This window comes from Enterobacter sp. WCHEn090032 (genome assembly GCF_003986875.1).
GTDB lineage: Bacteria > Pseudomonadota > Gammaproteobacteria > Enterobacterales > Enterobacteriaceae > Enterobacter > Enterobacter sichuanensis.
This window is the reverse complement of the sequence record NZ_RXRN01000016.1, coordinates 79,794-92,688: the sequence shown is the minus strand read 5'-3', so window position 1 is coordinate 92,688 and position 12,895 is coordinate 79,794. Positions and strand designations below refer to the sequence as shown.

The 12,895-nt window shown below is 55.3% G+C and carries 11 protein-coding genes and 1 riboswitch; of the genes, 3 read left to right on the top strand and 8 right to left on the bottom strand.

The features are described from left to right. Window positions 1-222: 222 nt before the first annotated feature. Both murI and btuB read right to left on the bottom strand, forming a co-directional pair. Complete coding sequence (gene murI / locus EKN83_RS15100; RefSeq protein ID WP_025758856.1) at window positions 223-1,074, bottom strand: glutamate racemase; 852 nt, start codon at window positions 1,072-1,074, stop codon at window positions 223-225. Further along, window positions 1,019-2,857, bottom strand: a complete 1,839-nt coding sequence (gene btuB / locus EKN83_RS15095; RefSeq protein ID WP_126801229.1) for a TonB-dependent vitamin B12 receptor BtuB — start codon at window positions 2,855-2,857, stop codon at window positions 1,019-1,021. The genes murI and btuB overlap by 56 nt, the downstream gene beginning before the upstream one ends. Window positions 2,858-2,922: 65 nt before the next feature. Continuing rightward, window positions 2,923-3,099: riboswitch (cobalamin riboswitch) on the bottom strand. A 104-nt stretch (window positions 3,100-3,203) separates the two neighbouring features. On the opposite strand from btuB, the gene trmA reads away from it, so the two are divergent. Beyond that, window positions 3,204-4,304: a tRNA (uridine(54)-C5)-methyltransferase TrmA gene (trmA, locus tag EKN83_RS15090; RefSeq protein WP_126801228.1), complete on the top strand. Its 1,101-nt coding sequence runs from the start codon at window positions 3,204-3,206 to the stop codon at window positions 4,302-4,304. 79 nt (window positions 4,305-4,383) lie between these two features. On the opposite strand, the gene EKN83_RS15085 is transcribed toward trmA, so the two are convergent. Beyond that, on the bottom strand, window positions 4,384-4,743 hold the full coding sequence (locus EKN83_RS15085; RefSeq protein ID WP_025758852.1) for a YijD family membrane protein: 360 nt from the start codon (window positions 4,741-4,743) through the stop codon (window positions 4,384-4,386). Window positions 4,744-4,752: 9 nt separating this feature from the next. Next, complete coding sequence (gene fabR / locus EKN83_RS15080; protein WP_008501784.1) at window positions 4,753-5,391, bottom strand: HTH-type transcriptional repressor FabR; 639 nt, start codon at window positions 5,389-5,391, stop codon at window positions 4,753-4,755. 196 nt (window positions 5,392-5,587) lie between these two features. Between fabR and sthA the strand changes: the two genes are divergently transcribed. Next, on the top strand, window positions 5,588-6,988 hold the full coding sequence (sthA, locus tag EKN83_RS15075; protein WP_025758849.1) for a Si-specific NAD(P)(+) transhydrogenase: 1,401 nt from the start codon (window positions 5,588-5,590) through the stop codon (window positions 6,986-6,988). Here the strand turns inward: sthA and oxyR are convergent. The 4 genes from oxyR to argC all read right to left on the bottom strand — a co-directional run bounded on the left by oxyR (window position 6,971) and on the right by argC (window position 11,428). Then, a complete protein-coding gene (gene oxyR, locus EKN83_RS15070) occupies window positions 6,971-7,888 on the bottom strand; it encodes a DNA-binding transcriptional regulator OxyR (RefSeq protein ID WP_025758848.1) in 918 nt (305 codons plus the stop codon). The two genes, sthA and oxyR, sit on opposite strands and share 18 nt — an antisense overlap. Before the next feature lie 304 nt (window positions 7,889-8,192). Then, window positions 8,193-9,566, bottom strand: a complete 1,374-nt coding sequence (gene argH / locus EKN83_RS15065) for an argininosuccinate lyase (protein ID WP_126801227.1) — start codon at window positions 9,564-9,566, stop codon at window positions 8,193-8,195. A 74-nt stretch (window positions 9,567-9,640) separates the two neighbouring features. Further along, window positions 9,641-10,417, bottom strand: a complete 777-nt coding sequence (gene argB, locus EKN83_RS15060) for an acetylglutamate kinase (protein WP_094919457.1) — start codon at window positions 10,415-10,417, stop codon at window positions 9,641-9,643. 6 nt (window positions 10,418-10,423) lie between these two features. Then, the gene (gene argC, locus EKN83_RS15055; RefSeq protein WP_126801226.1) at window positions 10,424-11,428 is read right to left on the bottom strand and encodes an N-acetyl-gamma-glutamyl-phosphate reductase; all 1,005 of its coding nucleotides are present in this window, start codon (window positions 11,426-11,428) and stop codon (window positions 10,424-10,426) included. An 88-nt stretch (window positions 11,429-11,516) separates the two neighbouring features. Between argC and argE the strand changes: the two genes are divergently transcribed. Next, entirely contained in the window at window positions 11,517-12,668 is a 1,152-nt protein-coding gene (gene argE / locus EKN83_RS15050) for an acetylornithine deacetylase (RefSeq protein ID WP_025758843.1), read from the top strand. The last annotated feature ends 227 nt before the right edge of the window (window positions 12,669-12,895 follow it).

Sequence of the window (12,895 nt, the reverse complement as noted above, 5' to 3'; positions counted from 1 at the left end):
AGCTCATCGTTGCGAGGTCCCGTATATTACGTTTTCCTCATTCAGAGTCAAGTGATTATTTTCGCTTTTCTCTGCTGGCGTTCATCTCTGAACCCCGCTAACCCGGCGGCCTGTAAGCCGTTGTTCCGTGTCAGTGGAGGCGCATTATAGGGAGTTCTCAGACGTTGACAACCCCTCTTTTAAAAAAAACGTTCAACCGTCTCTTTTTTGCTCAAAACCGTGCTACAGCGCCAGTTTTTCGAGCGTTTCAAAGCCGTAACGACGTAAAACGGGTAAAAGTTGCTCGGTCTCATTCGTGATTGCCATACAAAAAGCAATATTCGCATCGGCTGATTTCGCATCCGGCGCTTCATGCTCCAGCAACCAGGCCGTACGACGAGCGATAGCCGCACCAGAATCCACCAGACGTGTCCCTTCCGGCAACACGGCTAAAAGTTCTTCCTGTAATAGCGGGAAGTGGGTGCAGCCCAGCACAACGGTATCCGGTGGTTCGGGCATCCGCAGCCACGGACGAAGAATACGACGCAACTCTTCGAGTGATACCGCCTTACCATGCAGCTTCGCTTCGGCCATTTCCACCAGCTCAGCCGAACCGAGCATCGCAATCTGGCATTCGTTGGCAAAACGGTCGATCAGCTCGCGGGTATAAGGACGCTTTACCGTGCCTCGCGTTGCCAGCAACCCCACAATACCGTTCGCCGTCAGGCGCGCTGCTGGTTTTATCGCAGGAACGACCCCTACAACCGGAAACTGGAATTTTTCACGCAGGGCAGGAAGGGAAACGGTGCTCGCCGTATTGCAGGCGATAACGGCCAGCGCGAGGGGATAGCGCTTTTGTACTGCAGTAACGATTTCAACCACACGCTCAACAATAAAATCTTCGCTCTTTTCCCCATACGGAAAAGCAACGTTATCAAAGGCGTAGATGTAATGAAGATCCGGCAGGAGATGCCGGATCTCATCATAGACCGAAAGCCCACCGACGCCGGAATCAAATACCAGCACGGTGGGACGCGGATTAGAAGGTGTAGCTGCCAGACAAGGTGTATTCCCGTCCTGCAGTTTGGTAGCCATAAACTGTCTCGTAATCTTTATCGAACAGGTTGGCTATTTTACCACGAACTGTGAGGTGTGAGGTGACAGGATACGAAACTGCGACATCCCACAGGCTTACGCCGCCCATTTTGACCTTCTGACTCGGCCATGTACCGAAGTCGGTATCGTACCGCGTCCCCAGATAGTGATAGGTCAGACTCCAGTCAAAATCATAGATCTGCGTATCAAGCTGATACTTCACCTGCTGTTTAGCGCGACGATCCAGCAGCTGGTTGGTTGCCGCATTACGCGCATCAACATAGTCATAACTGACAGTATGCATGACCGGGCCAGTATCAAACGAAGCCGTCGCTTCGACACCTTTAATACGTGCCTTGCCAACGTTGTAATACTCCTGAAGGTTATTGTTGAAGTCGATCAGGTTATCAACATCGTTACGATAGGCCGACACGCGCCAGTTCACGCCTGCGGTAAGGCCTTCGAACGCACCCTCCCACTGCTTGCTCTCTTCAGGATCAAGATGGTCATTACCGTAGAGCCCGTAGAGTTGCCCCAGATTCGGTGCTTTATAGGCCGTACCATAAGAAGCAATGAAACGGTAACCGTCAATAAACTCCCAGCCCGCACTGCTCTGCCAGGTACCATGACGACCAAACTGCGAGTTATCGTCGCTGCGCGCTGCGCCTTCCAGCGTAATATCGCCAAACTTCTGCAACGCCGTCAGGTAGACGCCCGTGTTACGAATGTCGTAGGCATTAGGCACATAGTTGGTGTTAGGTTCTGTGCTCTGTTTTTGCCAGTCGATACCCGCGCCGATATTGCCATGGCCAACGTCCACAGAGTTTGTCCACTGAACGTTGTACTGTTTGATTTCGTCCAGCGTTGCCGTGGCGTCATAACGTCCAAGATGCGGATCGTAGTTAAAATCCTTGCTGTGGCTGTAACTGGAAAGCAGCTGTGAATGGAAGATATCTTCGTTGAAGCGCAGTCCGGCATCCCATGTCTGGCTATATAGCTGGCGGGTATCAACTAGCGCGTTTGGACTGTAATAAGCGTCATAGGCAGTACGGTTGCTGTAACCATATCCGCGAACGAAGCCGCTCCATTGATCGGAGAACGCATGCTCCAGCGCACCGTAGATCGTTTTATTCATGTAGCCGTCGCGATCGGTTTGGGGAACGCCGCCGTTGTTACCGTCCGCCACCACATCAAAGCCTTTGGTATACGTGTAATCACCGGCCAGCGTCACACGCGTGGTTTCACCCAGCGTCTGCTGAGTACTGCCGCCATAATTTTGGTAACCGTGCGAGCCTACGCCTGCATTCAGAGTCGTACCATCTTTGGCGCGAGTGGTAATGATGTTCACTACGCCACCAATCGCATCGGAGCCATACACCGCCGAACGCGGGCCACGGATGTATTCGATACGCTGCACCAGTGCGATCGGAAACTGGCTGAGATCCGATGCTCCTGTGACACCCGCCTGGTTAAGTCGGATCCCGTCGACAAGGATGAGAACATGACTGGAATTTGTACCGCGGATAAAGAGTGAAGAATACTGCCCCATTCCGCCGTTTTGTGCGGTATCCACACCCGGCAGGCGGCGCATAACATCGACAACGGTCGTGGATTGCCAGCGCTCAATATCCTCACGCGTCACCACGGACGTCGGCGCCAGAACTGTTTTTTCCGGTTGTTCAAAACGATTTGCCGTCACCACCAACGAGTCTGCGCTATCCTGCGCCCAGCCCGAAAATGCCGTGACGGACAACGCCGTCAACAGCGATACTTTTTTAATCATTGTTAAAGCATCCACAATATAAGAAGGATGCCGCAGGCCTCATCGATAGCACGCGATGATGAAACCAAATGCGACGTGATCCCGGCAGGTCTTCGGGCTAGGTGGCTTTATAAGGATGAAGACTTCCCATTTTCACAGTGTCTACAACGCTCATCCCGCCAGTCGTTACCGCTGCGCGTCAGCTCCAGATTTACACTGGATTCCCTTTTCACTCTCATGAGACCGGAAACAGAATGCTACAATTAGACACGTATAGATGTCCAGACAGCTATTAGCCATTAAATCTGGACATCCCCTGAACAATCCCTACAATCCCCGCGTAATTCTTTATCACTCAGGACGCATCATGACCCCCGAACACCTCCCGACCGAACAGTACGACGCGCAGCTGGCAGAGAAAGTTGTCCGCCTGCAAAGTATGATGACGCCGTTTAACGCGCCCGTTCCTGAGGTGTTTCGCTCGCCTGTCAGCCACTATCGTATGCGCGCCGAGTTCCGCATCTGGCATGACGGGGATGACCTGTACCACATTATTTTCGATCAGCAGACGAAATCCCGCATTCGCGTGGACAGCTTCCCGGCCGCGAGTGAGCTTATCAACCAGCTTATGACGCTAATGATCGACGGCGTACGTGATAACCCGGTGCTGCGCCACAAGCTGTTCCAGATTGACTATCTGACCACGCAAAGTAACCAGGCTATCGTCTCCCTGCTGTATCACAAAGCGCTGAATGACGAGTGGCGCGAGCAGGCCGAAGCGCTGCGTGATGCGCTGCGGGCGCAGAACATCAACGTTCATCTGATTGGCCGCGCGACAAAAACCAAAATCATGCTCGATCAGGATTACGTCGACGAGCGTCTGCCGGTGGCGGGTAAAGAGATGATTTATCGTCAGGTGGAGAACAGTTTTACCCAGCCGAACGCCGCGATGAATGTGCAGATGCTGGAGTGGGCGCTGAAGGCAACGGAAGGGTCAACGGGCGATCTGCTTGAACTGTACTGCGGTAACGGCAACTTCTCCCTGGCGCTGGCACGTAACTTCGATCGCGTGCTGGCGACGGAAATTGCCAAGCCGTCAGTTGCCGCCGCGCAGTACAACATTGCCGCCAACCATATTGATAACGTGCAGATCATCCGTATGGCCGCTGAAGAGTTTACCCAGGCCATGAACGGCGTACGCCAGTTTAACCGTCTGGAGGGGATCGATTTGAAGAGCTACCAGTGTGAGACGATTTTTGTCGACCCGCCGCGCAGTGGACTCGACAGCGAAACCGAAAAGATGGTGCAGGCGTACCCGCGTATTTTGTACATCTCCTGCAACTCGGAGACACTGTGCAAGAACCTTGAAACATTAGGCCAGACGCACAAAGTTGAACGTCTGGCACTGTTTGATCAGTTCCCGTATACCCACCATATGGAGTGCGGCGTTTTACTTACCGCACGGTGATCTACAGGCCGGATAAGCGTAGCGCCATCCGGCGTTTTTGGCAGGTGGCGCTTCGCTTACCTGCCCTACAAATCATTCATTACTCCGGCAACTGGCTCTTGCGGCTACGCATGCGAGCGCCGATCCAGAATACCAGCGCAACAGACAGTACCGCAGGGAAGAAGTTAGAGCCGATATCCGGATACTCCGCGCGCACCACCGTGCTGTAGAGCAGTACACCCAGAATAAAACAGGCCGCCGCCAGTCCCGGCAACCCGACCGGCATCGTGCGGTTCAGGTAACGTTGATGCAGACAGTAAACGGTCAACACCAGCGCAATAAGCGGGAAAATTGAAAACGGAACAATGGAGCTAAAAATAGCGGCAAACGTCCCATTAATGGATAAGCCAGCGATCAATGCCAGCAACAGCGTCCCTTTATCCTGACCTGACTGTTTCATTACTCACCTTCACTCTTCGGTTTGATGTGCCAGTTTCTCTTGTTCACGGCGATACCAGTAGTATGCGCCTTTGGAGATCATCCTGAGCTGCAATACCAGTCGCTCTTCAAGCTGCTTACGTTGTTCAATGCTGACATCCAGCGCTTCGGCACCCGCGCTGAACACAATCGTCACCATCGCCTCGGCCTGCGCCTCAGTAAACGCACGCGGCATATGATTTTCGAGTTCAAGATAGTCGGCAAGTTCCGCGATGAAGTGCTGAATTTCACGCGCGACGGCGGCACGAAACGCCGCTGATGTCCCCGAACGCTCGCGCAAAAGCAGACGAAACGCGTTGGGGTTATTGCCGATAAATTCCATAAAGGTCGATACCGAGGTGCGGATGACGCTGCCCCCTTTGGCGATACGCTGACGCGCCTGGCGCATCAACTGGCGCAGCATCAGACCGCTTTCATCGACCATGGTCAGGCCCAGTTCATCCACATCACGGAAATGACGATAAAAGGACGTTGGCGCAATCCCGGCCTCGCGTGCGACTTCGCGCAGGCTCAAACTGGCAAAACTTCGCTCAGCACTCAGTTGACTGAATGCGGCTTCCACCAGCGAACGCCGGGTTTTCTCTTTTTGTTGTGCTCTTACGCCCATCACGATAGTTGAATCCTTCCAAAGGCCTGATGGCACTATACCAGAGAATAAAATTAATCTGTTTGCTCAGCTTTGTGAATGATTGTTTACGTGCGGTTTGTGCTCCACTGCCGGAAAAAAGCACAACGATAATTGGGTTACTCGGGCAATGATGTTATGATTCTGTTGCTTTTATGTATAAGAACAGGTAAGCCTTGCCATGCCACATTCCTACGATTACGACGCAATAGTTATTGGTTCCGGTCCCGGCGGTGAAGGTGCTGCAATGGGTCTGGTGAAACAGGGAGCCAGAGTAGCGGTCATTGAGCGCTACCATAATGTCGGCGGCGGTTGCACCCACTGGGGCACCATCCCTTCCAAAGCCCTCCGCCACGCCGTTAGCCGCATTATTGAATTTAACCAGAACCCTCTTTACAGCGACCACTCCCGACTTCTTCGTTCATCCTTTGCTGACATCCTGAACCACGCGGATACCGTCATTAACCAGCAGACACGTATGCGTCAGGGATTTTATGAGCGTAACCACTGTGAGATTTTGCAGGGCAACGCGCATTTTGTGGATGAACACACGCTGGCACTCGAGTGCCACGACGGTTCGGTTGAAACCCTTACCGCCGAAAAATTTGTCATCGCCTGCGGTTCACGCCCTTACCATCCGGCCGACGTGGACTTCTCACATCCGCGCGTCTACGACAGTGACTCCATTCTGAGCCTGCACCATGAACCCCGTCACGTCATTATCTATGGCGCGGGGGTCATTGGCTGTGAATATGCGTCGATCTTCCGCGGAATGGATGTCAAAGTTGACCTGATCAACACCCGCGATCGCCTGCTGGCGTTCCTCGATCAGGAGATGTCAGACTCTCTCTCCTACCACTTCTGGAACAGCGGCGTGGTGATTCGCCACAACGAAGAGTATGAGAAGATTGAGGGCTGTGACGACGGAGTGATCATGCACCTCAAGTCCGGCAAGAAGCTGAAAGCTGACTGTCTGCTGTATGCCAACGGCCGTACCGGTAACACCGATTCGCTGCAGCTGGAAAATATCGGGCTTGAAACCGACAGCCGTGGTCAGCTGAAGGTCAACAGCATGTATCAAACCGCCCTGCCGCATATCTACGCGGTTGGCGATGTGATTGGCTACCCGAGTCTGGCCTCTGCCGCTTATGACCAGGGGCGCATCGCGGCTCAGGCGCTGGTAAAAGGCGAAGCGACGGCGCATCTGATCGAAGATATCCCGACGGGCATCTATACCATCCCGGAAATCAGTTCTGTCGGCAAAACCGAGCAGCAGCTGACCTCAATGAAAGTGCCTTACGAGGTAGGGCGCGCGCAGTTTAAACATCTGGCGCGGGCGCAAATCGTGGGGATGAGCGTGGGGACGCTGAAGATCCTGTTCCATCGCGAGACGAAAGAGATCCTCGGGATTCACTGCTTTGGTGAACGCGCCGCGGAAATCATTCATATCGGCCAGGCCATCATGGAGCAGAAAGGTGGTGGCAACACCATTGAGTACTTCGTTAACACCACCTTTAACTACCCGACTATGGCCGAAGCCTATCGGGTCGCTGCCTTAAACGGTTTAAACCGCCTGTTTTAACGCACTGTCGAAATGGCCATCCATCGCACCACGGATGGCCTCTGCCAGCTGCTCATAGCGGCTGCGCAGCGGTGAGCCCGGGCGATAGACCAGACCAATGGTTCGACGCGGCTCTGGCTTAATGCACGGCAAGTAAACCACACCATCGCGTTTGCGTTCGCGCGGTACCGCCAGCGCAGGCAGCAGCGTGATTCCGCTTCCCGCCGCGACCATATTGCGCAGCGTTTCCAGGCTGGTTGCGCGGAAATGGGTATCCTCATCAGCGCCCGCTTCGAAGCAGAAGCCCATCGCCTGATCGCGCAGGCAGTGGCCGTCTTCCAGCATCAGCAGCTTTTCACCGGCGAGATCGGCCATCGGCACACGATCGCGGTTCGCCCACGGGTGATCTTCGTAGATCGCCAGCATCATTGGCTCATCGAACAGCGGCACTTCAATAAAGGCTTCACTCTCTTTCACCAGCGCCAGAATGGCGCAGTCGAGCTTGCCGCTGTCCAGCTGTGCCAGCAGCTGATGGGTTTGCGCTTCATGCAGGTACATTTCAAGTTTCGGGAACGTCTGGTGCAGCATCGGAATGATGTGCGGCAGCAGGTACGGACCAACGGTTGGGATCAGGCCAATATGCAGTGGGCCAGACATCGCCTCTCCCTGCTGGCTTGCCATTTCCTTGAGCACTTTGACCTCGCGCAGCACGGTGCGCGCCTGATCCACCAGCAGTAAACCTGCCTGTGTGAACAGTACCTTACGACTGGTGCGCTCCAGCAACATCACGCCCAGCTCGTCTTCCAGCTTGCGGATCTGACCGCTCAGCGTGGGCTGGCTGACGTGGCAGGAATCTGCCGCGCGGCGAAAGTGACGATGCTCGGCTAACGCTACCAGGTATTCAAGATCACGAATATTCATTATTCATCCTCCGTCGCCACGATAGTTCATGGCGATAGATAGCATAGCAACGAACGATTATCCCTATCAAGCATTCTGTTGAATAATACATCACATAGACGAGGCGGCACGTGTTTGACCCTTGACGTCCCCGCCCCGTCATCGAGTTTCTCTCAAAACTCGAACAACTAAAGCCAACGTGAACTTTTGCGGACCCCGTGGTCCGCTTTTTTTTTGCGTAAAAAAGCCTGGCGCTAAGCCAGGCTTTGTTTTTCTCCCTCTCCCTGTGGGAGAGGGCCGGGATGAGGGCACCAGCCCGCACAAATCAAACCAACCGGTTTTTCGCATCCGCTATCGCCTGCGCCACCTGCTTCGGCGACACGCCGCCTTTCGCCGCACGCTTATCCAGGCAGGACTGCAGCGAAAGAATCGGATACACATCATCCCCGATCGCCGCGCTGAATTTCTGCAGGTCAGCAAGGGCCAGTTCTTCCAGCGGTTTCCCCTGACGAATCGCTTCCACCACCGCTTCACCGACAATATGGTGCGCTTCACGGAACGGTACGCCTTTCGCTACCAGATAATCCGCCAGTTCAGTCGCGTTCGCGTAGCCCTGCTGGGCCGCTTCCTGGCAGCGTGGACGCTTCACCTGAATGCCGTCCAGCACCAGCGCGCCCATATGCAGACAGTCCAGCCAGGTGTCGAGTGCGTCGAACAGCCCTTCTTTGTCTTCCTGCATATCTTTGTTGTACGCCAGCGGGAGCCCTTTCAGGGTCATCATCATGCCGGTCAGCGCACCCTGTACACGGCCACACTTACCGCGGATCAGCTCCAGCGCATCCGGGTTTTTCTTCTGCGGCATCAGCGAAGAGCCAGACGTCACACGGTCAGACAGCTCGACGAAGCCCGCTTCGCCAGAGTTAAAGAAGATCAGGTCTTCCGCAAAGCGCGACAGGTGCACCATGCCGATAGACGCGTTAGAGAGCAGTTCCAGCACGTGGTCACGATCGGAGACGCTATCCAGGCTGTTGCGGGTAGCAGAGGCAAAGCCCAGCCAGCCTGCCAGCTGTTCACGGTCGATTTCATACGCCGTACCGGCCAGCGCGCCGCTGCCCAGCGGGCTGACGTCCAGACGTTTCAGGGTATCCTGCAGACGGCTTTCATCGCGCGCCAGCATCTCAACATAGGCCAGACACCAGTGCGCAAAGGTCACCGGCTGCGCGCGCTGCAGATGGGTATAACCCGGCATCACCGCATCCTGGTTGTTCTGTGCGGTCTCCACCAGCGCGCTCTGCAACTGACGGTTGGCCGCCAGCAGTTCGCCAACGGTATCTTTACACCACAGCTTCAGGTCGGTGGCGACCTGGTCGTTACGGCTCCGGCCAGTGTGAAGTTTTTTACCCAGTTGGCCGACTTTGTCGATCAGCTTGCCTTCCACCCAGCTATGAATATCTTCGGCATCGCTCTGCAGGATTTGCTGCGGATCCAGACGCACTTCTTCCAGCAGATTGTTGAGCGCCTCTTCCAGCTGCAGCTGTTCCTCTGCGCTCAGTACGCCCACCGTTACCAGCGCTTTGGACCAGGCCACAGAGCCGACGATATCCTGTTCGGCCAGGCGGTAGTCGAAGCGCAAAGAGTCGTTGAACTGTTTGAACCGCTGATCCGCTGCCTGTGTAAAACGCCCACCCCAAAGTGCCATAACATCGTTCCTTTATTCGTTAGTTCCGCCGGGTGGCGCTACGCTTACCCGGCCTACGGTCATTCATTAAAAACTTACGCTAAAATACGTGTGCCAATCGGCGTGCCGTTAAACAGTGCCGGAAGCTGCTCCGCATGACGCCAGGAGGCGATATCCACCGGACGACCGAGCGTGCGTGCGGCATCCAGCGCCGCATTGACTTTGACAATCATCCCGTCGGTAATAATGCCCTGGGCGATCAGCTGTTCGGCTTTTGCCGCAGTCATTTCCGCGATGCGCTGGCCTTTGCCGTCCAGAATACCGCTCACGTCGGAGAGCAGGATCAGATCCGCGCCCAGCGTCGCGGCCAGCGCGGTTGCCGCCTGGTCCGCATTCACGTTCATCAGCGCGCCCTCTTCGGTCACGCCGATAGAGCTCACCACCGGCAGGAAACCGCCTTCCAGCAGCGTGTTTATCAGCTTAGGCGAACCTGGCTGCGCCAGTCCAACATGGCCGAGCTCTTCGTCGAGCTGGGTCACTTTTACGCTATCGCCATCGCCCAGATAGAGGCCAACGGACGCAATATGGTGTTTCTTCGCCCAGGAGAGCAGCGTTTTGTTCGCCGTGCCCGCCAACGCACCGGTGATGATGTCAATCTGATCGGCAGGCGTCACCCGCAGACCGTTTTTCTTTTTCACCGGCAGGTTGAGCCCTTTCATCAGCTCATCCACCACGCAGCCGCCGCCGTGCACAATCACCAGCGGACGTTGGTGTGATTCGCGATAGTTAACCAGCGCGGTAAAAAGACGCTCCAGCGCTTCTTCGCTGTCCAGCAGTACACCGCCGAGTTTGATAATTAATGGGTTCATCATCACACCTTAAATAAGAGCCTGCGTTTCCGGGAAACCGAAACGAATATTTGCACATTGCATTGCCTGAGCGGCAGCGCCTTTGAGTAAGTTGTCTTCTGCGGCCACCACGATCAGATGCTCGCCCTGAACGGCAAAGCCGATATCGCAGAACGGCAGACCGACCACATTTTTCAGCGCCGGCACGCCTTTGTCATACAGACGCACCAGCGGTTTATCTGCATACGCCTGCGTGAAGACCGCCTTCACCTGTTCGCTGGTCACACCTGGTTTCAGGCGGCAGGTAATGGTTTCGAGGATCCCACGCGGGAAGCTGCCCAGATGCGGCGTGAAAATCACGTCCGCGCCCAAATGCGTGGTGATTTCAGGGTGATGGCGGTGATTAAACACGCCATACGGCTGAAGGCTCACTTCGCAGAAGCTGTTGGAGATAGCGGCCTTGCGCCCGGCTCCGCTCACGCCGCTGGTGGCGTTGATCACCGGCCACTGGTTCAGATCGAGCAGCCCGGCGTCGATCAGCGGTTTCAAAGAGAGCTGCGCCGCCGTCGGGTAGCAACCCGGAACGGCAATCAGATCCGCTTCTTTCAGCTTGTCTGCGCTCCACTCCGCCAGGCCATACACCGCTTTTTCAAGCAGATCCAGATGCTGGTGAGTGAAGCCGTAATATTTTTCGTAAAACGCGCCGTCGTTAACACGGAACGCACCGGAGAGGTCAAACACCACGCAGCCAGCCGCCAGGAACTGCGGCGCCAGGTCGTGGCTGACCTCATGCGCGGTGGCTAAAAACACGACGTCGACGCCGTCGGTGAACTCGCTGATGTCAGACATGGGCTGCAAAGGCAGATCAACCATGCCCTTAAGTTGCGGATGCAAATCGGAAATTAACTTTCCCGCATCATTGCTTTGCGCTGACACAGTCAAAGCGGTTATGGTCATATGAGGGTGACGATTTACGTAGCTTACAAGCTCTGCGCCCGCATAACCGCTAGCGCCTACAATCAGCGTATTCAACATCGGGTTCCTTTATGCTCAACGATAATGTATTTTTATTCACATTTATTGCATGAATATTGATACTATCACGACCTAAGGTGTGTCAACAATGAAAATGAACTTACCACCATTTATCGAGATTTACCGCGCCCTGATTGCCACACCGTCCATCAGCGCAACGGAAGAAGCACTGGATCAGAGCAATGCGTCTTTAATCAATCTGCTGGCGGGTTGGTTCAGCGATCTTGGCTTTAACGTTGAGGTTCAGCCCGTTCCCGGAACCCGCCACAAATTTAACCTGCTCGCCAGCACCGGAACCGGCGCAGGCGGCCTGCTGCTTGCGGGTCATACCGACACCGTGCCGTTTGATGATGGCCGCTGGACCCGGGACCCGTTTACCCTGACCGAGCATGACAACAAACTCTACGGGCTGGGCACGGCCGACATGAAAGGCTTCTTCGCCTTTATCCTCGACGCGCTGCGTGACGTGGACGTGACAAAACTGAAAAAGCCGCTCTACATCCTGGCTACCGCCGATGAAGAGACCAGCATGGCGGGCGCACGCTACTTCTCGGAAAACACGTCGATTCGCCCGGATTGCGCGATCATCGGTGAGCCAACCTCGTTGCAGCCAATCCGTGCGCATAAAGGCCATATCTCTACCGCCGTGCGTGTCCTGGGCCAGTCCGGTCACTCCAGCGATCCGGCGCGCGGCGTCAACGCCATTGAGCTGATGCATGACGCCATCGGCCGCATCATGACCCTGCGCGACGATCTGAAAGAGCGCTATCACTACGACGCGTTCACCGTGCCGTATCCGACCCTGAACCTCGGCAGCCTGCACGGCGGCGATGCCTCCAACCGTATCTGCGCATGCTGTGAATTGCATATGGATATCCGCCCGCTGCCGGGCATGACGCTGAGCGATCTCGACGGCTTGCTGAATGAAGCGCTGGCCCCGGTCAGCGAGCGCTGGCCGGGCCGCCTGACGGTCTCCGAACTGCATCCGCCGATCCCGGGTTATGAGTGCCCGCCGGATCATCAGCTGGTCGAAGTGGTAGAAAAATTACTCGGTGAAAAAACCGACGTGGTGAACTACTGCACCGAAGCGCCGTTTATTCAGACCCTGTGCCCGACGCTGGTACTCGGCCCTGGCTCCATCAATCAGGCGCACCAGCCGGACGAATATCTGGAAACCCGCTTTATCAAGCCTACTCGCGAGCTGATCACCCAGGTTGTACATCACTTCTGCTGGCATTAAAAACTGCCCCTCACCCTAACCCTCTCCCCAAAGGGGAGAGGGAATTTGAACACCCTCGCCCCTTTGGGGAGAGGGCAGGGTGAGGGGAGTAAATCCCGCGATCTCCATCACATTCCCATAAGCATCTCTTATCTGACGCAATGCGAATTAAATTTCGTAAATTACCCGCATTTATTCGTTTGCTGAACCGTTTTCGCAGCAATTGACGACGGGGGTTTTACGTGGCT

Excerpts from the sequence above, each read along its gene's own strand:
- sthA (WP_025758849.1), top strand. The coding sequence starts at position 5,588 with ATGCCACATTCCTACGATTACGACGCAATAGTTATTGGTTCCGGTCCC.
- argB (WP_094919457.1), bottom strand. The coding sequence starts at position 10,417 with ATGATGAACCCATTAATTATCAAACTCGGCGGTGTACTGCTGGACAGC.
- btuB (WP_126801229.1), bottom strand. The coding sequence starts at position 2,857 with ATGATTAAAAAAGTATCGCTGTTGACGGCGTTGTCCGTCACGGCATTT.
- argH (WP_126801227.1), bottom strand. The coding sequence starts at position 9,566 with ATGGCACTTTGGGGTGGGCGTTTTACACAGGCAGCGGATCAGCGGTTC.
- oxyR (WP_025758848.1), bottom strand. The coding sequence starts at position 7,888 with ATGAATATTCGTGATCTTGAATACCTGGTAGCGTTAGCCGAGCATCGT.
- argE (WP_025758843.1), top strand. The coding sequence starts at position 11,517 with ATGAAAATGAACTTACCACCATTTATCGAGATTTACCGCGCCCTGATT.
- argC (WP_126801226.1), bottom strand. The coding sequence starts at position 11,428 with ATGTTGAATACGCTGATTGTAGGCGCTAGCGGTTATGCGGGCGCAGAG.
- trmA (WP_126801228.1), top strand. The coding sequence starts at position 3,204 with ATGACCCCCGAACACCTCCCGACCGAACAGTACGACGCGCAGCTGGCA.
- EKN83_RS15085 (WP_025758852.1), bottom strand. The coding sequence starts at position 4,743 with ATGAAACAGTCAGGTCAGGATAAAGGGACGCTGTTGCTGGCATTGATC.
- murI (WP_025758856.1), bottom strand. The coding sequence starts at position 1,074 with ATGGCTACCAAACTGCAGGACGGGAATACACCTTGTCTGGCAGCTACA.